Genomic DNA, 23,573 nt, shown 5'->3' with positions numbered 1-23,573 from the left:
GCCCCAGGAGGAACCTTCCGATGACCCTCAAGGCCGAGCTGCACGCCTTCTACACAGCCCGCCAGCAGCAGATCCCCGCCGACATCCGGCAGATCATGCAGCGCGCCGGCCAGGAACTCGCCGACTCCGGTCAGGCCGACCGCGCACTGGCCGTCGGCGCACAGGCCCCCCTCTTCCACCTGCCGTCTGCGGCCGGCAACCCCGTGAGCCTGGCCAACCTGGTCAAGACCGGCTCCGTCGTCCTGTCCTTCTACCGGGGCGCCTGGTGCCCCTACTGCAACATCGCCCTGCGCGCCCTCCAGCAGCACCACGCCGAGATCACCGCACGCGGCGCACACCTCGTCGCGGTCTCACCGCAAGTCCCCGACGAGTCCCTCTCCCTGGCCGAGAAGCATCAGCTCGCCTTCAGCGTCCTCAGCGACGTCGGCTCCGACACCGCCAAGCAGTACGGCCTCGCCTTCGACCTCCCCGACGACCTCGCCGCCGTCTACGACAAGCTCGGCTTCGACCTCCAGCGCGTCAACGGCGGCCACCCGCGCACCCTCCCGCTGCCCGCCACCTACGTCATCGACCGGGAGGGCGTCATCCGCTGGGCCTTCGTCGACGCCGACTACACCAAGCGCGCCGAACCCGCCGCCGTCCTGGCCGCCCTCGATGCCCTGGGCTGAGTGCCGACGTGGTGCGACATGGCCGCACCACCGTCAGACACGGGCGAGTTCGGCGGCGCCGAACGACACGTCGAAACGGTCGCACCAGATGCTCACGCTGCGGTAGTTCGACGGATCCACGTCACGGGGCAGGGCGTAGTTCTGACTTCCCTTGTTGCCCTTCAGCTTGCCGAGGCTGACGTACTTCCCGTCGTCGAAAACATGCCATCCAGCCTTCCCCGGCTTCACCTGCGCGTCGGTCAGCCAGACACGCAAGTCCGGTCCGTTGCTGGTGTCGAGGTTCTCCAGCCGGACGACATGGGAGCCGTCAGCCAGCCGTACGAGCTTCACCGCGCCCGAGGTCGCATGCTCGTGGCTGATCAGCTCACCACTGGCCAGCACCTGCGGGCCGGTGGCCGGGGAGGGCGGCGCGAGGGTCTCTTCCGAGGGCGCCGCAGCAGGAGCGGACACGTCCGCGACCCCGGGCAGGGCCTCTTGGACGGTCTCGTCCTGCCACAGCTTCCAGGGCTGAAACCAGTACAGCCCGAAGCCGACTGCGCCAACCGCCACCACCACAACCGCGATGACCCATGGCCCGGTCAATGCCTTCCGCACGCGTCCCATCCCCGCTCGCCTCCTGAGATTTTCCTGTTGCGCTCCCATTCAACGTGCACGGGCGCCCGTCCCCCACCCCGCAGCTGATGACGAAATACTTACGTCGCGCCGTCGCGCCGGAGGGATCCTCCAAACGCCTCCACCGTCCACAGCAGGGCGAGCCCGATCGCGAGCTGCCGCGCGAGGCTTCAACAGGATGGCCGAGAGCCATACTTGCCCAGGTAGGTGCCATCGCGTGGTGGCTTGAAATGAGAGAGGCAGCAATTCGGTGAGCAGCGACAGCCATGGAGTCGGGAAGGCCGAGGTACGGCTCAAATGGGACCCGAGTCCCTGGGATCAGCCACCCCATCATCTCGACATCATCGCCGCCACCTACTCGGCGGACGCCCCCTTCGGGCGGCCGGTGTACGTCGTCCACTTCGACAGCCGCTCACCGGACGGCACCATCAACATGAGCCGGCACAGCCAGACCGGCCAGGGCTTCGGCTACGTCGAAGCGATGACCCTGGAGCTCGATCGCCTCGCTTCCTCCTTCGCTCGGGTGGTGGTGGGTGTGGCGATCCACCAGAACAGCGGCCCCAAAACCTTCGGCGACCTGTCGAGCGCCGGAGTTCTGGTCGTCGAGGGGTACAGGGAGCTACTGAAGGACGACTTCGCACAGCTCTCCGAATACACCGCCGCGACGGTCGCGGAGTTCACCAGGGACGCCTCCGGAACGTGGGAGTTCCGGGAGATGGTCCGAGGGTTCGACGGCGATCCCGTGATCTTCGCCGCCGAGATGGGCAGCACCCCACAGCCCTGACCAAGCAGCGGCGCAGGAAGCGTACGACCGTCATGGTGGTGCCCTCGTGAACCCCTGGAACCGAGGCGCCAAGCACCCGGAAACGGCTGAAGCCGCTGGTGCGCGGTATCCCGCAGATCCGCTCCCGGCGCGGCTCACGTCGTCTGCGACCGGCCGGACTGAGGGCCGACAGGGATGCTCGCGGAGTGCGAGCCTGGGCGACGGCCGGGCCGACTGCTCCGCCACGCACCGCCTGAATGGCGTGCACGTGCAGTTGCTGACCGATCCGGATGGCCGACCGCCGTGGATCTCAGCCCGGATGCCCTTCCGTTCGTCGGCGGATTCGCTTGGCTCAGGAGCCCCCGATCACGCCTCGGCCAGGGGAAGCGTCACTTCGAAGCGGCAGCCGCCGGGGACGTTGCGCACGGCGGCCTGGCCCCGGTGAGCCTCCACGATGCCCCGGACGATGGCCAGGCCGAGGCCCGCACCGGCGGGAGGAGTCCGGGCATGGGTACCGCGCCAGCCGGTGTCGAAGACACGCGGCAGGTCCTCCTCGGGGATGCCGCCGCATCCGTCGGTGACGGACAGGACGACTCCGTCGGAGAAGCGCTCGGCGGTGACCGCGACGGTACCGTCGGAGGGTGTCCGGCGGATCGCGTTGACCAGCAGATTGCCCAGCACTCGGCTCATCTCCTTGCCGTCCACCTCGACCGGCAACGGCTCGACGCGGTCGCCGACCAGCCACACCCCGTACTCGCGGGCGAGGGCGTCCGCTCCCGCGAGGGCGTCGCCCACAAGGTCGTACACCGACATGCGGGAGGGGGAGAGGGCGAGCGCCCCGGCGTGGATGCGGGAGAGCTCGAAGAGGTCCCCGACCATGCCGTTGAGGCGTTCGACCTCGGTGCGCATCTGGCGAAGGTAGCGGTGGGGGTCGGCGGCGACGCCGTCCTCCAGGGCCTCGGACATGGCGCGCAGCCCGGCGAGGGGAGTGCGCAGGTCGTGCGAGATCCAGGCGACGAGTTCGCGTCTCGATGTCTCCAGGGCGCGCTCGCGGTCGCGGGACTCGGCCAGCTTCGCACTGGTAGCGGCCAACTCGCGGCTGAGTGCGGCCAGTTCCGCGGTCGCCGGGCCGTCGGGAGCCGCGAAATGGCCACCGTCGCCGAAGGAACGGGCGGCGGCGGTGAGCGCCCGACTGCGGGCGACGACCCACCGGCCGAGCAGCAGCGCGGTGACCAGGGAGACCACGGCCGCCATCGCCACGACCGTGGTGACGACTCTCAGGTCGTGCGAGGACAGGAACATCGCCTGCGCCACGGCCAGCGTTCCCGCGAGCATGGCGGTCACGGCCACGGCGGCGACCACGGCGAGGGACGCGGTCAGCGAGCGTCGCCGGATCAGCCACAGCACACCCGCCCCGAGCAGTCCGGCCGCGAGAGCGCCGAGGAAGGCGAAGAGGGCGATGAGGAGGGTGTCGCTCACGGTCGGACCGCCTCCTCGCAGGGCGTGGCGTCGAAGCGGTAGCCCACTCCCCACACCGTCTGGATCAGCCGGGGCCGGGCCGGGTCGTCCTCCAGCTTGGCCCGCAGCCGACGGACGTGGACGGTGACGGTTGACATGTCGCCGAAGCCCCAGCCCCACACCTCGCGCATCAGCTCTTCACGGCTGTGGGCGCGGCCGTGGTTGCGCAGGAGGAAGGCGAGGAGGTCGAACTCGCGGAGTGTGAGGCTGAGCTCGGCGCCGTTCTTGGTGGCGCGGCGGGCTGCCGGGTCGACGGTGACGCCTGCCGCGTGCACGGGGCGAGCCGCGACGCCGGGCCGGGTCCGGCGCAGTACCGACTCGACCCTCAGGACCAGCTCACGGGGGCTGAAGGGCTTCGTGACGTAGTCGTCGGCGCCCACTTCCAGGCCCAGAATCCGGTCGCCCTCGTCGCCGCGGGCGGTGAGCATGATGACGGGCACGGGCCCCCGGTCACGTATCCGGCGGCACACCTCCAGGCCGTCCATGCCGGGCAGCATGAGGTCGAGCACCACCAGGTCCGGCCAGTGCGCCGCGGCCCGCGCGAGCGCGGAGTGCCCGTCCCCGGCCACGTCCACCTGGTACCCGGCGCGGTCGAGATAGCCGGAGACGACCTCGGAGACGGTGGGGTCGTCGTCCACGACGAGGACGCGGGTCGTACCTCCCTGCCCACGTGGAGCATGTCCGGAGTCTGGGGATTCGTGCGGCTGCTGCATGCCCCCAGCTTCCCACCGGCTTCATTGCCGTGCGGCAGGGGCGCCCCGACGTCCGCGTTTCGTAAGACCTGGACGCCCGTTTCGCCCTTTCCCGAATCTGGCCGTTCTCGCGACCAGCCTCCCGTCGTACGGCTGCCGTGTCACTCGGCGGTGCCTGAGCTCGGGAGGCGCCAGCGTCGCGAGCACCCCTGCCTGCCTCCCCTCGCGCAAACCAGAGCGGTGCCTTGTGTGCGGGTAGGGGTGGCGCCGACGGCGAGGGCCGGGAAGATCCGTCCGGAGAAGCGGTGACCGATGACGCTCCTCCGCGGAGGCTTGAGCCGGGTCTCCATGGTCACCATCCCGTCAGCAGCAAGTGGTTGAGGAGCAGGGCGAGGGTGGCCTGTGCGATGAGCCAGGCACGGGGTCGCGTCAGGAACGCGCAGGCCGGAAGCAGCCACATCGCGAACGGCAGCCAGATGCGTTCTGTTTCCGCTTTGCTCATGCCGGAGAGGTCGGCTGCGAGGAGCGCGAGCAGGGCGGCGAGGGCGAGCAGGGCGAGGCGGGTTTCGGCGTCGAAGCGGCGCAGGCACGTGCGAAGACCCTGGCGGATGGGAGCCGCACCGGATCGTCGCAGCCCGGCCACCGTCGCCGGACCCACGACGAGTGCCGTGCACGCGAGGTTCGCCCACACCCAGTAGCCGTACGGCCGGATACCGCCTGCCCCTTGGTAGTAGCGGGTGACCAGCAGGTGGTACGCCTCCCACCAGTTGAAGCCCGCGAAGGTGAACACGGCCGGGACGACGACGAATCCGGCGAGGACGTAGGGCAGGGGGCGCAGGCGTCGGGCGCCGAGCAGCAGGACGCCGGCGGCGATCACCGCGAACAGTGTCAGCCCGTACGAGAGATACGCGGTGAGGCCGAAGAGGAGCCCGGAGGCGAGACCTGTCGCAGGTGGCCGGTGTCCAGTGACGGCGAGGGCGAGGAACGCGACGGCCCAGGCGGCGACCGCAGCGAAGTACCCGTCCGCGGAGGTGCCCATCCACACGGCGGCCGGGGCCAGGACCAGGAAGGGCGCGGCGCGGCGGGCGAGCGCCTCCCCGGACAGCGCCCGTACGGTGATGAGGACCGCCACCGCCGCTGTCGCCCCGACGGTGATGCACCAGACGCCCGCCCAGGCACCGCCGCCCAGCCCGATCCGGTCGAGGAGGACGAAGGTGAGGGTCGCCGCGGGGGGATGTCCGGCGACGTGCGCGGGCCAGGCATCGGGTGAGTGGATCAAGATGTGCTGGGTGAAGTCCCGCAGGGCGGCCGGGATGTCGTGGAAGCGGTTGACGGGCTCGATGACCTGGAGGTACTCGTACTTGGTCGTGAGCCGACGGGCGATTCCCCTCTGCCATCCGTCGACCAAGGCGAGCGAGAACGTCCACGCCATGGCGGTGCCCCAGGCCGTGCACAGCAGCGCGCGCCACGGCAGCCGGGCGGCGAGGAGCGGCCCGTACACGACCACGACGAGGGCCACCGTGATCGCGGCGGGGGTGCCGGGGCCGACATGCGGCTCCCAATGGCCGTAGAGCGGTGGCCAGCTGACATGAAGGTTCCCGTAGCGGTGTTCCAGGACGGTGCCGATCACAGCCGCCGTCGTGACGAGCAGCGCTGCGGCCAGGGCCGCGGACAGGTCGCGGAGAAGATCGCGGTTCACACCGGCACGCTAGGCCGGGGACAGCCGGATGAGACTCCGGTGAGCCTGAACGTCAGCGTTTCGTCATGTGTTGCGGGCCCCGTCCGCGGCCGGTACCGGCCTACGGTCGGGACATGCGCGACCATCGACTCCCCACCTCTCCCGGTTTCTGGCGCAGTCCGCTGCGCAGCCCCTGGTTCACCTCCGTGCTCGGTATCGTGCTGCTCGTCGGGATCACGGTGCTCTTCGCGACGGGCCTTGTGTCGTACGCCGCCTACAACCCTGACCTGTCGCCGGTGAACGACAAGACCCCGGACAAGGGCCTGCTCGGCTTCTACCTCTTCGCCTGGCCGACCGACCCGCCCTGGCTCTACCGACTCACCCAGGGCGTCCATGTCACCCTGGGCATCGCGCTGATCCCCGTACTGCTGGCGAAGCTGTGGTCGGTCCTGCCGAGGCTGTTCACCCTGCCGCCCGTGCGATCGCTCGCGCATGCGCTGGAGCGGATCTCGCTGCTTCTGCTGGTCGGGGGCGCCCTGTTCGAGTTCACCACGGGCGTGCTGAACGTCCAGCTCGACTACCTCTTCCCCGGCTCCTTCTATCCGCTGCACTTCTACGGCGCCTGGGTGTTCTTCGCGGCGTTCGTGACTCACGCGGCGCTGCGGGTGCCGGCCGCGGTACGCAATCTGCGTCACCTGCGCGACGAGGGGAGCGAGCTGGTCGCCCCGAACCCCGCACCGTCCACCGTCTCGCGCCGCGGAGCCCTCGCCTTCGTCGGCGGCGGCTCCCTGCTCCTGCTGGCCACGACGGCGGGCCGGAGCTTTGACGGACCGCTGCGGGCAACGGCTCTGCTCGCCCCGCACGGCGGCCCCGAACCGGGTTCGGGTCCCGGCGGCTTCCAGATCAACAAGACGGCCGCGTCGCGCGGGATCAGCATGACCGAGACGGGTGACGAGGCGTGGCGTCTGGTCATCGAGGGGCAGGGGCGGGCGGTCCGGCTGAGCCGGGCAGAGCTGCTGCAACTCCCGCTGCACAGCGCGGCGTTGCCCATCGCGTGCGTGGAAGGCTGGTCGACCTCCGACCAGTGGTGGCGGGGCGTACGCCTGCGGGATCTGGCGGCGCTCGTCGGGTACGAGGCCGGCGCGGCGCCCGACGTACTGGTGGAGTCGCTCCAGCGGCACGGGGCGTTCCGCCGGGCCGCCCTGCGCGACAACCAGGTGCGCGACCCGCGTTCCCTGCTCGCCCTGTTCGTCAACGGCGAGCCCCTGACCCCGGACCACGGCTACCCGGCGCGGATCATCGTCCCCGCGGCGCCCGGCGTGCTCAACACCAAGTGGGTGGCACGGATGACGTTCGGAGAACTGTGATGCGACGACCTGTGATGCGACGACTTGTGGTGCGCCCGCGTGTGGGCAGCCCGCTGCAACTCCTGCTTCTCGCCTGTTCGTTCGCGCTGGCAGGGTATGCGGGCGTGCGACTGCTCGCGGACGACTGGCTCTCTGTTGTGCTGTGGTTCGTGGGCGCGGCACTGGTGCACGACCTGGTGTTGCTGCCCCTGTACGCGGGAGCGGACCGGGTCGTCGCGCGGGGACTGGGCGTGGTCGGCCGCCGGGACTGGACGGTCTACGTGCGCGTCCCGGCGGCGTTCTCCGGCCTTCTGCTGCTGATCTGGTTTCCGCTGAGCAGCGGGCAGGTGGCCGACCACTACAGCTCCGCCACCACCCTGCCCGGCGACGGATTCCTGTCCCGCTGGCTTTTGATCACCGCGGTGCTGTTCGGCGGCTCGGCGGTGACGCTCCTGCTGCGGTCACTGCGGTTGCGCAGGGCGACGAAGGAGCGGCCGCCGGTCGTCCACTGACGCTCCGGGCGCCAGCCGGCACGTGTCGCGAGCCGGAGCAGGGCCGATGTGCCGAGACGGGCCCAGGGGAAGGGCGGACCGGCCGTGCCGTGAGCGCCGGCGGTAATGCTCACGACGTGGACGGTGACGCGTTCGTCGACCTCACCTTCCGGGACCGTCTCGGCAATCAACAGGCCGTTCAGGCTCAGCAGTTGAGACATCCGCCGGAGGAGGGCGGTCGGGTCACCGCCGATGCCGACGTTGCCGTCGATGAGAAGGATCGTGTCCCAGCGCCCTTCGGCCGGGAGCGGCTCGAAGACGGAGCGTTGCAGAGCCTGGCCGCCGAGCCGCACCGTGCGGGCGACGGCGGCTTCACTCACGTCGACGCCGAGCACCCGCCGGCCCCGGGCCGCGAGTTCGGCGACGAGCCGCCCCGGACCGCACCCCACATCCAGTACAGCGCCTTCGCAGTGCTCCAAGACATCCATGTCCGCCGCGTCGGCCCTGGCACACCAGCGTTCCACCTCCAACGGCAGCAGCCAGCCGTCGGCGCGACGAAGGAAGAGCTGGCCCCGGCCGGTGACCAGGGCCTCGGAGTAGGGGTCGGCAGACCAAGGGCGCGCGGCGCCCACCGCCGCAACAGGCGCGAGGCGATCCACGGCGCTCCCCCTCGGCGACGCGATCTCATGTGCGGTGCTCATCGACCGACAGCCGCCCCGAGACGCCCCAGTTCGGCGGCGAAGCGGCTTTCCGGCGCAGCCGCGGCGACCACCTCCGCGTCGCCTACGGTGTCCACATCTCGCAGACGGGGCAGCTCGCGTACGCGTAGGCCCGCGACGGCGAGCCGTTCACGCTGCACGGCACCCGTCGTGGGCGTCGACATCGGCACACCCCGCAGCAGCTCGGGATCCGGGTGAGCGAGGCCCAGCGCCCAGAAGCCGCCGTCCTCGGCCGGCCCGAAGTACGCGTCGCAGCCGGCGAAGTCGACGGTGAGCAGTGCGGACGTCACCTGGGGGGTGTCCATGCCGATGAGCAGCGCGGGTCCGTCACAGCCGGCGAAGGCGGCGGCCAGCCGCTCGTCCAGACCTCCCCCGCACTGCGGGACGACGTCGAAGCCGGGAGGCAGCCAGGGACCCGGAGCGCCGTCGAGTACCAGCACACGGCGGCGGGCGGGTGTGGCCGCCACCGTACGCAGGGTGTCCACGAGCGCCGCCTTGGCGAGCGCCGCCGCTTCTCGAGGCGTGAACGGCGGTGTGAGCCGGGTCTTCACCCGTCCTGGCCGCGGCTCCTTGGCGATGACGAGGAGAGTGGTCACTGAGCGGTTCCTCCTGGGATTACGGCGATTGAGTCGGCGTCTGCCCCGTCCCGGGGCACCGGTGGTTCGGCCAGGACACGGCTCATGTCCCGGACCGCCTGCCAGGTTCCGCGCCAGGTACCGGTGACCTTGGAGGCACCGGTGCGCGGCAGGTAGGGCACGTCGTGCTCGACGACCCGCCAGCCGGCGTCGGCCGCGCGCACGACCATCTGCAGTGGGTAGCCGCTGCGGCGGTCCGTGAGCGCCAGGGCGAGCAACTGTTCCCGGCGGCCGGCACGGAGTGGACCGAGATCGTGCAGGCGCAGCCCTGTGCGGCGACGCAGCATCCGTGCCAGTGCCACGTTGCCCAACCGTGCGTGCGCGGGCCAGGCGCCGGGGCCCTGCGGGCGGCGCCGCCCGAGCACCAGGTCGGCCTCACCGTCGCACACCTCGCGTACGAAGGGCACGAGCAGGGACGGGTGGAGGGAGGCGTCGCAGTCGCAGAAGCACACGATGTCCGCGGTGGCCGCGGTCAGCCCGGCGTGACAGGCGGCGCCGAAGCCGCGGCGCGTCTCACGCACGACGGTCGCGCCGAGGTCGCGGGCCAGGTCCGGCGAGCCGTCCGTGGATCCGTTGTCCACCACCAGTGCGCGCCAGGTGGGCGGGATACGGGCGAGGACCCAGGGCAGAGCCTCAGCCTCGTTCAGACAAGGGAGCACCACGTCGACAGTCGCCGCGGTCGTCCCCGCTTCCGATCGCGTTACAGGAGAAGTCGTCACGGCTTTCACCCTACGAAGACAAAAGGTATGTAAGGGACTTCGGCTTCTTACGAAACGCGGACGTCGAGGAAGGGCGCAGAGCACCGAAGTGCGGCCGACGCAGCCGGTATACCCCGGCGACCAACTGCCGCTCGACAGCCGGTGCGTCGGCCGAGCGCCGTCCGCCTCCTCCGCCGCGACCGCGACAGAGCCGGTCGAGTACTACTCCTCGCGCAGCCCTGCGCTCGCGAACTCCCGCATGCCCTCCTCGAAGCCGACCTCGGCCTTCCAGCCCAGCTCGGCCCGCAACCGCGACGAGTCCGCCGTGATGTGCCGTACGTCCCCCAGGCGGTACTCTCCCGTCACCACGGGCTCGGGCCCGCCGCACGCGGACGCCAGCGCCCGCGCCATCTCGCCGACCGTGTGGGGCTCCCCGCTGCCGGTGTTGTACGCAGCCAGCGCTCCGGCCGGGGACTCGGCCTCCAGCGCCGTCACATTGACCGCCGCCACGTCCCGAACGTGCACGAAGTCCCGCCGCTGCCCGCCGTCCTCGAAGACACGCGGTGCCTCGCCCCGGGCGAGCGCGGACCGGAAGAAGGACGCGACCCCCGCGTACGGGGTGTCGCGTGGCATGCCCGGCCCGTACACGTTGTGGTAGCGCAGCGAAACCGCCGAGCCGCCCGTCGACCGGGCCCAGGCCGAAGCCAGATGCTCCTGGGCCAGCTTGGTCGTCGCGTACACGTTCCGGGGATCGACCGGAGCGTCCTCGCCGACCAGCCCCGGGGTCAGTGCCTCCTCGCACCGCGGGCACCGGGGCTCGAAACGCCCTGCGGCCAGATCGGCCACGGCCCGGGGGCCGGGTCGTACCGTCCCGTGCCGTTCACACGCGTACGAGCCCTCGCCGTACACGACCATCGAGCCGGCCAGCACGAGCCGCCCCACCCCCGCGTCGGCCATGGCGGAAAGCAGCACCGCGGTACCGAGGTCGTTGCGCGACACGTACTCGACCGCGTCGGCAAACCCCTTCCCAAGCCCCACCATCGCCGCCTGATGGCACACGGCGTCCACACCCGGCAGAGCGGCCGCGACCGCCTCCGCGTCGCGTACGTCCTGGCCGTCACGAAGGTCGAACACGACCGCCTCGTGCCCCCGTGCGGTCAGCGCTTCGACGACATGACACCCGATGAACCCGGCTCCGCCGGTGACCAGTACTCGCATAAGCGAACGCTAGGAGCTTGAGCACCCCGCACGGCAGCGCCGCGCCCATCACGTCACGGGTCCGTAAGACCTCGCCAGATGCAGCAGCCCATGGCACATCACTTCGGGGCCGACTCGGTCAGGAAGGCACATCCGCCGTCCTGCTCATGACGTCTGCGATGGGGCGCCGCGCCGTGAAAGGCGCGAGTCACCGCTCCGGGCCCCCGCACGGCGAACTTGGCCGACCCGTAGGCGCTCTCGTCGAAGCCCCCGATCAGACCGGGGTCGACGTTACCGCGACCACACTGCCCCGCCCTCGCTCCACCATGCGGGGCCTTCTCACCGCTGGATGAGCGGCAACGGCGGCAGGCGAGCCGCAGGCCGGACCGCCACCGAATTCTCCGGGGCGAACGGAAGTTCTTACGAGAAACTGACGCGGGACCGAAACATCTTCTTCCCACCGGCCCCACAGGCAACTCTGGCTCTGCGCGTCACCGACCGGCGGCGGCGGCGAGGTACGAGGAGTCAGGCGTGAGCAGGCATACCAGGCGCAGGTCGAAGTCGCAGGTCCGGATGAGCATCGCCGGGGCCGGCATCCTCGCTTCGGCGGCGGTCGCGACCACGGTGGCCATCGCCTCGGCGGGGGAAGTCCCCCGCGCACACGAAGGCGCGACGACGAAGAGCGCCAAGGCGGGAGCCGACCACGCCGTCTTCGTACAGGGCAACGAGCTCGCCGGAAACACCATCCACGTCTTCAAGCGCGGCGAGGACGGAAAGCTGACCGCCTCAGGCGCCTACGCGACCGGCGGCAAGGGCGGCGACCAGGTCGACGCACCCACCGACTCCCTCGCCTCCCAGGGCTCACTCGTCTACGACCGCGGCTCGCATCTGCTGCTGGCAGTGAACGCGGGCAGCGGCACCGTGACCTCGTTCCGGGTGGAGGGACAGAAACTGACGCACCGGCGAGTGGTGCGCTCAGGCGGCGACTTCCCTTCCTCCATCGCGGTGTCCGGCAACCTCGCCTACGTCATGAACGCGGGAGGCGCGGGCAGCGTCCAGGGCTTCAAGATCACGGCCAACGGACTCCAGCCGCTGAGCGGTTCATATCGCTCCCTGGGGCTGAAGAACGACAAGGTGCCGCTGTTCAGCAGCTCGCCCGGCCAGGTCGCGTTCACGCCGGGCGGCCGTGAACTGGTCGTCACCACGAAGTCCGCCAACACCATCGAGGTGTTCCCGATGCGGCCCGACGGACGCCCCGCACCCCGGGCGAGGATCAACGAATCAGCCGGCGGCGTGCCGTTCGCGATCACCTTCGACAAGGCAGGCCGCATGCTGGTCGCCGAAGCCGAGAAATCGACGGTCAGTACATACAAGGTGCTCGCCGACGGCCGCCTCAAGGTCGTCCAGAAGCCCCTGGCCAACGGGCAGAACACGCTGTGCTGGCTGGAGCGCGCCGGCGACTTCTTCTACGGCGGCAACACCGGCAACTCGACCGTCACCGGCTACCGCACCGACCGGCACGGCAGGCTCGCGCTCACCAACGAGGTCGGCATCGCCACCCCGCCGTCGGCGATGTCCCAGGGCGTCATCGACCTGGCGGTGACACAGGACGAGAAGTTCCTGTACGTACAGAACGGGACCTCCGGCACCGTCGACGGCTTCCGCATCGGCAGGAACGGCTCCCTCACCAAGGTCACCACGGCCACCGGATTGCCCCCCTTCGCCGAGTCCGGCATGGAGGGCATCGCCGCGGTGTAAGGAAGCTGCCACCGCGGCCCAGCGCCCTGGAGACTCCTCTCCGGGGCGCCGAACCCGTTCCGACGCAGCAGGAGTGCTCAACGCCGTCACGGATCCTGCAGCCGACAGACCATGCGGGCCGGACGCGCCCGGCCGACTGGAGCACCAGTGGGGAACAGACCAGTCAGCCCGCCACGACAACTGCCCTGCCAGTCGGTCCAAGGTCGTCACCCTCGACGTCGGCGGCGCCACTTGAGACCTGTACCAGGGCGACACCGGGCCTCACTCCCTCCGGTTTCACCAACGCACTGGTGAAACAGGGACTCGAACTCCCAGCCCACCATGGCGGGTTGAGCAGCCGATGAGCGCCATGTCACTGCCCCCTCGCCGGCCCGTCGGCCACTCCGTGCGCCCGGGGCGCGCGCCCTTCCTCGGCTGAGCCGACCCTCGCCCCCTGACTGCGTTCGACGGCTCGCCCCGTCACCGGCGGGGGGCCCGCTGCTGTCCCGTACTACGAGCTCGATGGTGACCTCGGCCTGTGCAGTCTCCGGTTGCTGTCCGGACAGCAGCAGCGGCACCGTGCAAGTGGCGCGCGCAGTCATGTCGGCGAGCGGAGTACGCACGGTCGTCAGACGCGGATGCACCCAGTCCACGAAGGGCAGATCACCGAAGCCGACCAGGCTGACATCGTCCGGAAAGGCGCAGTCCGAGCGGCGCGGCCGCCCGATTGATGCCCAGCCTCTGACGGTTGCCTTCCGCGAAGACCGCCATCGTGCGGTCGGCGACGCCAGCAGCTCCAGAGCGTGCCGGTGCACGAGGCAGTGGGTGAAGTCGTCGTAGCGCACAAGGCGCGGATCACATGCGATCCCGGACTTCTTCCAGCGCCGAGCCGAGGATGCCGAAGCGGCGCAGCTCCTCATGCTGAGCGGGGGTCAGTTCGGGCGCGGCTCAGTTCTTACGTGTCCATGACGCGCGACGTGAACAGCTGCCAAGCGCCGACCACTCAGATGAGGCTGGGGCATCCGGGCGGCGAGTGATACGCGTCGCCACCGGGCCAGGAACCACGTTGTCAGATCGGGAGTTCTCATGCGAGCAGATCACAGGCGCGGCCGGAGCCGCCGCAACGCCATCTTGGCGGTAACGGCGCTGCTGGCAGGGGGCGGTGGCCTCGTAGCCGTGAACTACGCCGCCAACGCGTCCAACGTCACCGCCACCGCTCCTACGACGCGGTCAGCCCAGACGATCAGCTGTCCGGACGTGAAGAGCAAGCTGCCGGCCGTCCCCCAACAGGCACAGGCCGAGGTGGACCGGAACCTGCAACTGCTGGACCGCCAGACCGCGGAGGCCAACCAGCGGCTGGTCGACACCCGCGGGCAAGGGGGCCCGAACTTTGCGCAGAACGCGATCCTCGGCCCTCTGGCAGACAAGAGGAAGGCGACCATCGACCGGATCGCCATCGCCATCGGGCGGTCGGCGGCCAGGCCCACAGGGCTGGACGCTCTCGCCGTCTGCAACCTCGGCCTCGACGCACCCGGGACCCAGACATCCGGGGCCGGGGCCGCGAGCCAGAGCCCCGGCGGCGCCCAGGGTGACGGAGGCAACACCGGACAGCAAGGAAACGGCTCCGGAGCCGCAGGACAGAGCAACGACGGGCCCACTGCGGCCGACTTCGTCGACATCACCACGGTGGCCCCGAACGTGCCCAGGGTCCGTCGGCAGGCAGGCGCCTCGACCGGAGCATTCGTCTCCCGATGCGGAGTCAACAAACAGGGACAGCACAACTCGGACAACGACATCGTGGCTCCCGGTGTCAGCAACGGCGCCCACCACGTCCACGACTACGTGGGCAACCGGAAGGTGGACTTCAACTCGACCAACGAGTCCCTGAGCGCCCAGGGCACCTCCTGCACCAACGGCGACCAGTCCGCGTACTACTGGCCCGTCCTGCGGGACACCACCCGTCAGGGCCCCGACGCCAACGCTCTCGGCGGCGGCGCCGAAGGTAACAAGGGAGCCATCCTGGTGCCCGCGACCGTCACGATCACCTACCAGGGCAGCCCCACCGGCAAGGTCGTGGCGATGCCCCGCTTCCTGCGGATCATCACCGGTGACGCCAAGGCGTTCACCAACGGGACCAAGAACGCCAACGCCCACTGGAGCTGCACCGGCTTCGAGAACAAGGTCCAGCTCACCGACAAGTACCCGATCTGTCCCAGCGGCAGCAAGGTGGTGCGCAGCTTCGCCTTCCAGAGCTGCTGGGACGGCCGCAACGTCGACAGCGCCGACCACCGCAGCCACGTCGCCTTCGCCGACGCAGACGGCAACTGCGCAAGCGGCTTCAAGGCCATCCCTCAGCTGACGATGCGGCTCACCTACAAGACCCCTGCGGCACCGAACTTCGCCGTCGACGGCTTCCAAGGACAGCAGCACAACGCCATCACCGACCACAACGACTTCATCAACGTGATGACCGACCAGCTCATGAAGCAGGCGGTCTCCTGCATCAACGCAGGGCGCCGCTGCGGCTGAACCGACCGACCGGACCGCCACCGGTTCCTCTGCTCCGGCCTCGCCGCAAGATCGGCGAGGCCAGTGTCGCGTCGGAGGGAATCACCCCGGCGGACGGCTTCCAGCGTTCCACGGCACCACGCCAGATCTTACGAAGCCCTTACGCAGCCGTCTCACGTGACGTAACGCGCCTACGATCCCAGCGTGTTGACCATCCGAAACATCACCCTCGCCACTGTCGCGCCCCTTGTGCTGGCTGCGGCGGGCGCCGCGCACCCGCATGGCCTGTCCAGGGCGACGGCCGCGGACTGGACACAGCTGCACATCGCGCTGCTGCCGGTCTTTCCGCTGCTTACGCTCGGCCTCCTCGTCCCTCTGTGGCACCGCCCCCGACCAGATCTCGCGGGCTTCGCCACGGTGGTGGCCTGGGCGAGTGCGTTCACATACGCGGCCTTCTACACCGGTCTCGACGCGGTGGCCGGTATCGCGGCGGGAACCGCGGTCGAGCACGCTGCCGGGACAGCGAACATAGGGCGGATCAAGTACCCGCTCTACGACACGGGTGAGGCGCTCGGGCAGGTCGGGGCCTACGCTCTCATCGTCGCGGTCGTGGCCACGGCGGTCGCGCTCTACCCGAAACACGGCGTGCGAGTCATTCCCGGCACGGTGGTTCTCCTGGTGGCCGGCTGGTCCTTCACTGACAGCCACATCTTCTGGCCTCGCGGCGTATGGACAATGCTCGGTTTCGCACTGGGCTTCGCACTGCTCGCCGCCGGGACCAGAAGGAGCGAATCCGTTCCGCGCCGCGCCTGAGCTCGTTCGACACCTCCGCATGGTGCATTCAAACGGCGCAGCGTTGACGAACGTCGATTGCCAGATGGTCAGGCGCTCGGAGACTTCCGGTGCGCGAGTTGCAGCCGGAAGAGAGGCCGCCCGCCGTCAGCGAGGCGGGTGATACGGGTGGGCGTCGGGGTTGGCGCCCTCGGCCTCGGCTGCGTCTGCGAGGGCCGCGGCAGCGGCCTCTTCCGCCTGAGCCTTGTCGCTGGCGGCGTACTTCGACTCCGGCTGTGTCGCCGCCGAGGCGGCCCGACGTCTGAACCTGAGCGTGCGGGCCTTCACCTACCGCCTGGAGCGCATCCACAAGCTCACCGGCGCCGACCCCGGCGATCCCGTCCACCGCTACACCCTGCAGACCGCGGTGATCGGCCCCCGGCTCCTCGGGTGGCCCGACGACGAGGTGTGACGGCCGACAGCCCATCGTGAGCCGCTGTTCCCGCGCTGACGATCAGAGCCCGGTGACAGTCCCGCCTCCTCCCAGAACGCCGACTCCGGCGTGGGCGCGGACGCCGGTGTCAGTGCGGAACCCTCCGCGTCTCAGCCCTCGGCAGGGCCGCCGAGCGCCGGCCCGATCCCTGCTGCCCTGCCCATCGATGAGACGGACTCTCGCGTGGGCGAAGACTCAGCAGAAGACTCAGCAGGCGACGCCGACCCGCAGCGGAAGAAAGACAAGGAGGGAAAGAAAGGCTGACAGGTCTCCCGTCGGAGGCGGCACGACTACCGCTCCGGCCGCCGTGCCGTACGCATCACGCCGTCACTCCGCCTCGGCGCGCGCCTCGACGTCTTCGATGCCGGTGGGGCGGCCGGCCCGGGCCCACCTTGCGTACAGGCCAGCCGCGATGAGCAGGGTCGCCGCCAGGGACAGCATCGGCCAGCCGCGCAGCAAATTCACCGCCAGGGTGAAGGCGACGGCCACTGCGGCCAGGCCGTTGATCCACATCAGGGCCGTCTTGTTCTCGCGGTGCGCGAAACGGGCCATGGCCATGAGGCCGACCAGGAAGCTGACGAAGACCGCTACGGCGTAGAACAGGACAAGCTCCTGTTCCTGACCCGCCGCGGCCACAATGATCAGCGCGGCGGCGGCCAGGTAGACGACCACAGACCAGTACGGGGTGTGGTGGCGGTTGACCCGGCCGAGGACCGGCGGCAGTACCCCGGGCCGTTCGGGCGGGCCGGACAGGGCCTTGAGCAGTCCGGGGCCGGCCTGGAAGGAGGAGCTGGCCGCGGCGAGCAGGAGCAGCGAGCTGGTCAGCTGGAAGGCGCCATAGAGCCAGCCGGGTCCGGCTGCGGCGTGCGCGATGTCGGCGATCTGGGTGGAATCCGTGCCGGGGATGCCGATGTGCAGCTGCACGGCCAGCGCGGTCAGCGCAAGGGTCAGGCCGCCGACGATCACGACCAGAAGCGCGAGGGTGCCGCGACCGAAGCGGCGACGGTGCGTGTCGTCGAGCTGGCCGAGCTGGGCGATGGCGGTCGACGGCGCCTCGATTCCGGTGGCCAGCGCCATGCCAACCGGGAACGCCAGGACCACCGCGAGCATCGCCGAGCGGCCTGGGTCGGCCGAGGTGGCGGCGTGGCCGGGGGTGTGGAGCGAGGTGAAGCCGAGGATCAGTACGGCCACGGAGATGATGACGAAGGCCACGGTCATGACAGCGAACAGCAGGCGTCCGCCGTGCCCGAACCAGGTCAGCCCCGCCACCACGACCAGCAGCAGAAGCGCCATCGGGATGCGCAGCGGAGCAAGCCCGGGGAAGAGGGCAATGACCGCGCTGGCAGCGGCTGCGATCGAGATGCCGAGGTCAGGACGAAGTCGACGACCAGGGCCCCGATGGGCAGGAACGTCCAGCGCGCGCCGAAGGCCCGCCCGGCCGCGGCCGCTGCGCCGCCGCCCTTGGGGAAGCGCCTCACGAGCTGCCAGTAGTTGGCGGTGACGACCACGACGAGCCCGATGACCAGGCTCATCGTGGGCAGCAGCAGCGCCAGGTCGCCGTGCAGGGCGCGCAGTGCGGCCTCGATCGCGTACGCCACCGAGGAGACGGGGTCAGCGATCACCGCGAAAGCGAACGCGAAGAAGAGAACGGAACGCCGCGGGCCACGGCCACCCACGACAGCAGACGGAGCAGCCGCGACGGCGGCGGCCGACTTCGAGACGGTCACGCGAAGACCTTCCTTGGCGTCCTTGGGGACGCATTCGTCGAGGGCAGGACACTTCGCCGACCAGACTTCCCGGCACTCCGCCGCCGACACTACGTCAGGGAAGTGCAAGTAAGGCGTCAAGGATGCGTCACGGTTCCCGGCCGGGCACCGCCCGCTGCCAGGGACGACGGCCGGCGCGACACGGCTGACAGGTAGTCGGCCGATCCGGGCCGCTTCACGGCTCCGCTCTGTACGCCGACGTCAGCCTGGTTCCGATACCGGCCTGCAGGGCTAAGCTGCCGACGTGCCCTCCGTCTATCGCGGCCCCAAGTGCCGTCAGCAGGTGCGGGAATGGTGTCTTGAGCGACTCGATGAGTGGGGTGTGCCGCACCACCGACGGGAGATCTCGACAGCGGCCGGTGCCACCAGCGTCGTCACGGTTGGCCCGGACCCGGCATCCGCGTCGCCGACGGTGGTGGTGCTGGTGCCCGGTACGAACACGAACGGTGCCGTCTACCGGCACATCGCCGAGGCGCTGGCCGCCCGGTGGCCCACGGTGGTGATCCATGTGCCGGGGCATCCCGGGCTGAGCGCGGACATCCGTCTGTGCCGCGGGCGGTCGGCTCCCGTCCCCTCCCGCGCTCACCAGGCCCGCCAGCACAGCGCCGGCTAGGGCGAGCACCCAGGCAATGAGCATGAGCCAGGCTTCGGCGACATCGCTGCGTCGCCGTGGGGGTCCCCCATTCGCGCGAAGCCGAGTGGGGGAGGTCGCGCCGCCACCGCCACCACCGGACTGCTGTACGAGAGGTACTAGCCACCGCCGACACCCCCTTGTGAGAGGACAGACGGCACCCGTCTCCAGTGTGCTCCCGACGGCCTTGCCCGGATCCCCGCGCGCAGGCCAGCTCAGGCGAGCACGAAGTACCGCAGCCATAAGTACAGAGCACTGATAGCGACCGTGACGAGCGTGACGACGAGTCCGTACTTGGTGAACTGCCAGAAGGAGATGGGCTGCCGGTTGCGAACGCCTCCTTTGCCTCCGGTGCGGTGGCGGTGAGCACGGCGCCGGCGGAGAACGCGGCCAGGTAGGGGTTGGCGTGGGTGAGGTGGCACAGGCCGTACAGGATGATCCCGGTCGCCAGCGGCAGGAGCTGCTGCAGTTTGGGCTCGGCGCCGAGCAGCCGGAACCGTACGAGGCCGTTGACGGTCAGCGGCAGCAGGATGCCGAAGGCGAGGCCGAGGGCCAGCTCCAGCGCGATCGTCCCGAGCGACGCCTCGCTCGTGTGACCGGCGACCGGGCCTGCGGCCGCGATCAGCAGCACCACCACCGGCAGTGCGAGGCCGTCGTTGATGCCGCTCTCGACATTCAGCAGTTCCCGCAGCTTGGCCGGGACCTCCTTGCGGCCCACGATCGCTGACGCGAACACCGGGTCGGTGGGTGCCAGTACCGCGCCGACCAGGAACGACGTCGTCCAGTCCAGGCCGACCAGGTAGTGGGCGACCAATGCCATGAACACGAACGCCAGCGGCATGCCCAGGCCCAACGCCCTTGCAGGGTTACGCCAGTTGGCGCGCAACTTGGCGAAGGAGACGTGCTGGCCGTCGGTGAACAGCACCGCGAACAGCGCCAGGTCGGCCGTGACCGACACGATCTCACTGTCCGGCGTGATGTGGATCAGCCCGAGGAACCCGTCACTGACCAACGCGCCGCCGGCGAGGAAGAGGAGGGAAGTGGACAGCACGGTACGGGCGGCGAGCCCGGACAGCAGCACCGCGATCAGCAGAGCCACCCCGAAGACAGCAACGAGTACCACCGGAAACGCCCCCGATCGGAAGAGAGATCACGCCTCTGCTCGCCGACCAGGCTTCCCGGCACACCGTTGGGAACCCTACCTGCTCTTGGTACGTCTTTGACAGATCACTGATGCGCACCACCCGGGCGTACAGGTTGCCGGGTTCCGGCAAGGAACACCGTCTACGGAGTTACGACGTGACCGTCGCCGACAGGTCGGTGGGGGTGGGCGCGTGCCTGGGGGCGGCCGGGAGGGTGAGGACCATGGTGAGGCCGCCGCCAGGGGTGTCTTCGGCGGTGAGGGTGCCGCCCATGGCCTCGGCGAAGCCGCGGGCGACCGCGAGGCCGAGGCCGACGCCGTTGCCGCGCGGGGCGTCGCCGTAGCGCTGGAAGGGCGCGAAGATACGGTCCTTGGCCTCGTCCGGGACGCCCGGGCCCCGGTCGACGACGCGCACCTCCACGCGGTCGGCGAGCGCGCTGGCCGACACCACCACCGGCTCGCCGTCCGGGCTGTACTTGACCGCGTTCTCGACGACGTTGGCGACGGAGCGCTCCAGCAGCCCCTTGTCGACGGCGACCATCGGCAGGGTTTCGGGGATGTCCAGAGCTACGGCCGACTCGGGGTCGGGGATGCCGACGAGTGCCAGGGGGACGACCTCGTCCAGGTCCACCTCGCGGATCAGCGGCTCGACAGTGCCGGTCTGGAGGCGGGACATGTCCAGCAGGTTCCCGACCAGGTGGTCGAGGCGGTCGGCGCCCTCCTCGATCGCGGCGAGGAGTTCGGCCTGGTCCTCCTCGGACCACTCCACGTCGTCGGAGCGGAGGGAGGTGACGGAGGCTTTGATCCCGGCGAGCGGGGTGCGCAGGTCGTGGCTGACGGCGGCGAGCAGGGCGGTGCGGATGCGGTTGCCCTCGGCCAGCTCCTTGGCCTGGTCCGCTTCGGACTGCAGGCGCTGGCGGTCCAGGACGACGGCGGCCTGGGCGGCGAAGGCGGCCAGTACACGGCGGTCCTCGGCGGGCAGCACGCGGCCGGACAGGGCGAGCGACATGTGGTCCCCGACCGGCATGTCCACGTCCGCGTCTTCCGGCCGCTCCACCGGCTGCCCGGGGCCGACCCGGCCCGCGCAGGTCCACGGCTCGACGTCACTCGTGCGCTCCAGCAGGGCCGCCGACTCCATGATGAAGGTCTCGCGGACCCGCTCCAGCAGCTCCTCCAGGCCGGTCTCGCCGCGCAGCACGTTGCCCGCGAGGAAGGAGAGGATCTCCGACTCGGCGCGCAGCCGGGCCGCCTGGTGGGTGCGGCGGGCCGCCAGGTCCACGACGGAGGCCACGGAGACCGCCACCCCAACGAAGATCACCAGAGCCAGGATGTTCTTCGGATCGGCGATCGTGATGCGGTGCACCGGGGGCGTGAAGTACCAGTTCAGCAGCATCGTGCCGACCGCCGCCGAGGCGAGAGCCGGCAGGAGGCCGCCGAGCAGGGCCGCCGCCACCGTCAGCGTCAGGAACAGCAGCATGTCGTTCGTGAGGCCGAGGTCCGCGTCGACGTGGGTGAGCAGCAACGTGAGCAGTGCGGGACCGCCGATGCCGGTGAGCCAGCCCCAGATGACGCGGGAGCGGCCAAGGCGTGCGCCCCGGGCCACCGGCAGGCCGCGTCCCTTACCCGCCTCGTCGTGCGTGATGAGGTGGACGTCCAGGTCGGGCCCCGAATCGCGGGCCACCGTCGCACCGACGCCGGGCCCGAAGACGTACTGCCAGCTCTTGCGGCGGGACACACCGAGGACGATCTGAGTGGCGTTCACGCCGCGCGCGAAGTCCAGCAGAGCTGCGGGGATGTCGTCGCCGACGACATGGTGGAAGGTGCCGCCCAGATCCTCCACCAGGGTGCGCTGCACGGCCAGTTCCTTTGGTGAGGCAGAGGTGAGTCCGTCGCTGCGGGAGATGTAGACGGCCAGCACCTCCCCGCCGGCGCCCTTCTCCGCCAGGCGCGCGGCCCGGCGGATCAGGGTGCGGCCCTCGGGGCCGCCGGTCAGGCCGACCACGATCCGCTCGCGCGAGCCCCAGATCTTCGACACCTGGTGCTGGCTACGGTACTCGTTCAGGTACTCGTCGACCCGGTCGGCGACCCACAGCAAAGCCAGCTCGCGCAGCGCGGTCAGGTTGCCGGGCCGGAAGTAGTTGGACAGGGCCGCATCCACCTTGTCCGGCTTGTAGATGTTTCCGTGCGCCATGCGGCGGCGCAGCGCCTGCGGTGACATGTCGACCAGTTCGATCTGGTCCGCGCGGCGCACCACCTCGTCCGGGACGGTCTCCTTCTGCCGGACGCCGGTTATCGACTCGACGACGTCACCGAGGGACTCCAGGTGCTGGATGTTGACCGTCGAGACGACGTCGATCCCGGCCGCGAGCAGCTCTTCGACGTCCTGCCACCGCTTGGCGTGGCGCGAGCCGGGGATGTTCGTGTGGGGCAGCTCGTCGACGATGGCCACCGCGGGGTGCCGGGCGAGCACGGCGTCCACGTCCATCTCGGTGAAGACGCCGCCGCGGTATTCGAACTCCTTGCGCGGCACCTCCTCCAGGCCGTGCAGCATCACCTCGGTGCGCGGCCGGTCGTGGTGCTCCACGAAGGCCACGACGCATTCGGTGCCCCGTTCGATACGGCGGTGCGCCTCGGACAGCATCGCGTACGTCTTGCCGACGCCCGGTGCCGCGCCGAGATATATCCGTAGCTTGCCGCGTGCCATCTTCTCGCCTCTGCGGTCGTGTGCGGTCAGGAGCATGGAGAGCGCGTCATGACTCGAAGCGGTAGCCCATTCCCGGCTCGGTGATCAGATAGCGCGGGTGGGCGGGGTCAGCTTCGAGCTTGCGCCTCAGCTGCGCCATGTAGACCCGAAGATAGTTGGTCTTGCTTCCGTAGGAGGGGCCCCAGACCTCCTGGAGCAGCTGCTTCTGGGTGATGAGGCGACCGGGGCTGCAGACCAGGATTTCCAGCAGATGCCACTCCGTCGGGGTGAGGCGCACGTCGCGTCCGCCGCGGGTCGCCTTCTTGGCCAGCAGGTCGACCGTGAAGCCGTCCGTGGTGACCATGGTCGTCTCGGGGGCTAGCGGCAGGGCCTCGGTGCGACGCACGGCGGCGCGCAGCCGGGCCAGGAGTTCGTCCATGCTGAACGGCTTGGTGATGTAGTCGTCGGCGCCCGCGTCGAGGGCTGCGACCTTCTCCTCGGACGCGCGACGTGCGGACAGGACCAGGACGGGCACCCGGGTCCAGCCGCGCAGCGCTTTGATCACCTCGACGCCGTCCATGTCGGGCAGACCGAGGTCGAGGACCACCACGTCGGGCTGGCGCGCGGCGGCCAGCCGGAGCGCGGTGGCGCCGTCCGGCGCCGCGTCCACTCCGTAGTGCCGGGCCTGCATGTTGATCACAAGGGCTCGTACGAGCTGTGGATCGTCCTCCACCACCAGCACCCGGGTCATCGGCGTGCGGCCTTCCTGTCATGGGCGGGGTCGGGGCTTTCGAGGCGGCGGCGGGAGCCGGCGGGGCGGGGATTC

At 70.2% G+C, this 23,573-nt stretch carries 20 protein-coding genes and 1 pseudogene; 7 read left to right on the top strand and 14 right to left on the bottom strand.

Translation table 11 applies throughout. The features are described from left to right. The first annotated feature begins 20 nt into the window (after positions 1-20). Positions 21-668 (top strand): peroxiredoxin-like family protein, encoded by a 648-nt coding sequence (locus tag ACN6LD_RS05530; RefSeq protein WP_334450181.1) that lies wholly within the window; start codon positions 21-23, stop codon positions 666-668. 33 nt (positions 669-701) lie between these two features. Here ACN6LD_RS05530 and ACN6LD_RS05525 read toward each other — a convergent pair whose 3' ends face one another. Further along, positions 702-1,271 (bottom strand): DM13 domain-containing protein, encoded by a 570-nt coding sequence (locus tag ACN6LD_RS05525; protein WP_334450180.1) that lies wholly within the window; start codon positions 1,269-1,271, stop codon positions 702-704. A gap of 259 nt (positions 1,272-1,530) precedes the next feature. Here ACN6LD_RS05525 and ACN6LD_RS05520 point away from each other — a divergent pair, with 259 nt between their 5' ends. Then, entirely contained in the window at positions 1,531-2,064 is a 534-nt protein-coding gene (locus ACN6LD_RS05520) for a TerD family protein (RefSeq protein WP_334450178.1), read from the top strand. A gap of 345 nt (positions 2,065-2,409) precedes the next feature. Here the strand turns inward: ACN6LD_RS05520 and ACN6LD_RS05515 are convergent, their stop codons facing one another. From ACN6LD_RS05515 to ACN6LD_RS05505, 3 genes are all read right to left on the bottom strand, one after another. After that, positions 2,410-3,522, bottom strand: a complete 1,113-nt coding sequence (locus ACN6LD_RS05515; RefSeq protein ID WP_445034298.1) for a sensor histidine kinase — start codon at positions 3,520-3,522, stop codon at positions 2,410-2,412. Next, the gene (locus tag ACN6LD_RS05510; RefSeq protein WP_445034297.1) at positions 3,519-4,274 is read right to left on the bottom strand and encodes a response regulator transcription factor; all 756 of its coding nucleotides are present in this window, start codon (positions 4,272-4,274) and stop codon (positions 3,519-3,521) included. Before ACN6LD_RS05510 ends, ACN6LD_RS05515 begins: the two co-directional genes overlap by 4 nt. Positions 4,275-4,605: 331 nt before the next feature. After that, a complete protein-coding gene (locus ACN6LD_RS05505) occupies positions 4,606-5,952 on the bottom strand; it encodes a hypothetical protein (protein ID WP_445034296.1) in 1,347 nt (448 codons plus the stop codon). Between the two features lie 113 nt (positions 5,953-6,065). Here ACN6LD_RS05505 and ACN6LD_RS05500 point away from each other — a divergent pair, with 113 nt between their 5' ends. Next, entirely contained in the window at positions 6,066-7,298 is a 1,233-nt protein-coding gene (locus ACN6LD_RS05500; protein ID WP_445034295.1) for a molybdopterin-dependent oxidoreductase, read from the top strand. Positions 7,299-7,635: 337 nt separating this feature from the next. Here ACN6LD_RS05500 and ACN6LD_RS05495 read toward each other — a convergent pair whose 3' ends face one another. The 4 genes from ACN6LD_RS05495 to ACN6LD_RS05480 all read right to left on the bottom strand — a co-directional run bounded on the left by ACN6LD_RS05495 (position 7,636) and on the right by ACN6LD_RS05480 (position 11,038). Beyond that, a complete protein-coding gene (locus tag ACN6LD_RS05495) occupies positions 7,636-8,469 on the bottom strand; it encodes a class I SAM-dependent methyltransferase (protein WP_334450169.1) in 834 nt (277 codons plus the stop codon). After that, positions 8,466-9,083 (bottom strand): TIGR04282 family arsenosugar biosynthesis glycosyltransferase, encoded by a 618-nt coding sequence (locus tag ACN6LD_RS05490; RefSeq protein ID WP_334450167.1) that lies wholly within the window; start codon positions 9,081-9,083, stop codon positions 8,466-8,468. Before ACN6LD_RS05490 ends, ACN6LD_RS05495 begins: the two co-directional genes overlap by 4 nt. After that, the gene (locus ACN6LD_RS05485) at positions 9,080-9,850 is read right to left on the bottom strand and encodes a glycosyltransferase family 2 protein (protein ID WP_445036284.1); all 771 of its coding nucleotides are present in this window, start codon (positions 9,848-9,850) and stop codon (positions 9,080-9,082) included. Before ACN6LD_RS05485 ends, ACN6LD_RS05490 begins: the two co-directional genes overlap by 4 nt. A gap of 192 nt (positions 9,851-10,042) precedes the next feature. Then, a complete protein-coding gene (locus ACN6LD_RS05480; protein ID WP_445036282.1) occupies positions 10,043-11,038 on the bottom strand; it encodes an NAD-dependent epimerase/dehydratase family protein in 996 nt (331 codons plus the stop codon). A 510-nt stretch (positions 11,039-11,548) separates the two neighbouring features. On the opposite strand from ACN6LD_RS05480, the gene ACN6LD_RS05475 reads away from it, so the two are divergent. Then, positions 11,549-12,775 carry a lactonase family protein gene (locus tag ACN6LD_RS05475; protein ID WP_334450161.1) on the top strand — a complete coding sequence of 409 codons (1,227 nt, stop codon included), beginning with the start codon at positions 11,549-11,551 and terminating at the stop codon, positions 12,773-12,775. A 206-nt stretch (positions 12,776-12,981) separates the two neighbouring features. Here ACN6LD_RS05475 and ACN6LD_RS05470 read toward each other — a convergent pair whose 3' ends face one another. Then, entirely contained in the window at positions 12,982-13,674 is a 693-nt protein-coding gene (locus ACN6LD_RS05470; protein WP_334450159.1) for a substrate-binding domain-containing protein, read from the bottom strand. Between the two features lie 256 nt (positions 13,675-13,930). Here ACN6LD_RS05470 and ACN6LD_RS05465 point away from each other — a divergent pair, with 256 nt between their 5' ends. The 3 genes and pseudogenes from ACN6LD_RS05465 to ACN6LD_RS05455 all read left to right on the top strand — a co-directional run. Further along, positions 13,931-15,283 carry a DUF1996 domain-containing protein gene (locus ACN6LD_RS05465; RefSeq protein ID WP_334450157.1) on the top strand — a complete coding sequence of 451 codons (1,353 nt, stop codon included), beginning with the start codon at positions 13,931-13,933 and terminating at the stop codon, positions 15,281-15,283. Between the two features lie 183 nt (positions 15,284-15,466). Then, positions 15,467-16,075, top strand: a complete 609-nt coding sequence (locus ACN6LD_RS05460; protein ID WP_334450155.1) for a hypothetical protein — start codon at positions 15,467-15,469, stop codon at positions 16,073-16,075. 226 nt (positions 16,076-16,301) lie between these two features. Further along, positions 16,302-16,505 (top strand): annotated as a pseudogene (locus ACN6LD_RS05455) (helix-turn-helix domain-containing protein); the annotation flags it as partial. A 348-nt stretch (positions 16,506-16,853) separates the two neighbouring features. Here ACN6LD_RS05455 and ACN6LD_RS05450 read toward each other — a convergent pair. From ACN6LD_RS05450 to ACN6LD_RS05430, 5 genes are all read right to left on the bottom strand, one after another. Beyond that, complete coding sequence (locus ACN6LD_RS05450) at positions 16,854-17,819, bottom strand: APC family permease (protein ID WP_334450153.1); 966 nt, start codon at positions 17,817-17,819, stop codon at positions 16,854-16,856. After that, positions 17,783-18,148, bottom strand: coding sequence for a hypothetical protein (locus ACN6LD_RS05445; protein ID WP_334450151.1), 366 nt, complete (start codon positions 18,146-18,148; stop codon positions 17,783-17,785). The genes ACN6LD_RS05450 and ACN6LD_RS05445 overlap by 37 nt, the downstream gene beginning before the upstream one ends. Before the next feature lie 518 nt (positions 18,149-18,666). Continuing rightward, the gene (locus tag ACN6LD_RS05440; RefSeq protein ID WP_334450149.1) at positions 18,667-20,046 is read right to left on the bottom strand and encodes a cation:proton antiporter; all 1,380 of its coding nucleotides are present in this window, start codon (positions 20,044-20,046) and stop codon (positions 18,667-18,669) included. Between the two features lie 169 nt (positions 20,047-20,215). Further along, on the bottom strand, positions 20,216-22,768 hold the full coding sequence (locus ACN6LD_RS05435; RefSeq protein WP_334451864.1) for a sensor histidine kinase KdpD: 2,553 nt from the start codon (positions 22,766-22,768) through the stop codon (positions 20,216-20,218). A gap of 46 nt (positions 22,769-22,814) precedes the next feature. Then, positions 22,815-23,498: a response regulator gene (locus ACN6LD_RS05430; RefSeq protein ID WP_334450147.1), complete on the bottom strand. Its 684-nt coding sequence runs from the start codon at positions 23,496-23,498 to the stop codon at positions 22,815-22,817. Positions 23,499-23,573: the final 75 nt, after the last annotated feature.

This window comes from Streptomyces sp. SAS_272 (genome assembly GCF_052543235.1).
Note: the sequence above shows the minus strand (reverse complement) of the source record. Positions and strands in the feature narration are given on the sequence as shown.

What these genes read in the sequence shown, in the direction of transcription:
- ACN6LD_RS05530 (WP_334450181.1), top strand. Translation starts at nt 21, where the DNA reads ATGACCCTCAAGGCCGAGCTGCACGCCTTCTACACAGCCCGCCAGCAG.
- ACN6LD_RS05500 (WP_445034295.1), top strand. Translation starts at nt 6,066, where the DNA reads ATGCGCGACCATCGACTCCCCACCTCTCCCGGTTTCTGGCGCAGTCCG.
- ACN6LD_RS05450 (WP_334450153.1), bottom strand. Translation starts at nt 17,819, where the DNA reads ATGGCGCTTCTGCTGCTGGTCGTGGTGGCGGGGCTGACCTGGTTCGGG.
- ACN6LD_RS05430 (WP_334450147.1), bottom strand. Translation starts at nt 23,498, where the DNA reads ATGACCCGGGTGCTGGTGGTGGAGGACGATCCACAGCTCGTACGAGCC.
- ACN6LD_RS05525 (WP_334450180.1), bottom strand. Translation starts at nt 1,271, where the DNA reads ATGGGACGCGTGCGGAAGGCATTGACCGGGCCATGGGTCATCGCGGTT.
- ACN6LD_RS05510 (WP_445034297.1), bottom strand. Translation starts at nt 4,274, where the DNA reads ATGCAGCAGCCGCACGAATCCCCAGACTCCGGACATGCTCCACGTGGG.
- ACN6LD_RS05480 (WP_445036282.1), bottom strand. Translation starts at nt 11,038, where the DNA reads ATGCGAGTACTGGTCACCGGCGGAGCCGGGTTCATCGGGTGTCATGTC.
- ACN6LD_RS05435 (WP_334451864.1), bottom strand. Translation starts at nt 22,768, where the DNA reads ATGGCACGCGGCAAGCTACGGATATATCTCGGCGCGGCACCGGGCGTC.
- ACN6LD_RS05470 (WP_334450159.1), bottom strand. Translation starts at nt 13,674, where the DNA reads ATGAGGAGCTGCGCCGCTTCGGCATCCTCGGCTCGGCGCTGGAAGAAG.
- ACN6LD_RS05495 (WP_334450169.1), bottom strand. Translation starts at nt 8,469, where the DNA reads ATGAGCACCGCACATGAGATCGCGTCGCCGAGGGGGAGCGCCGTGGAT.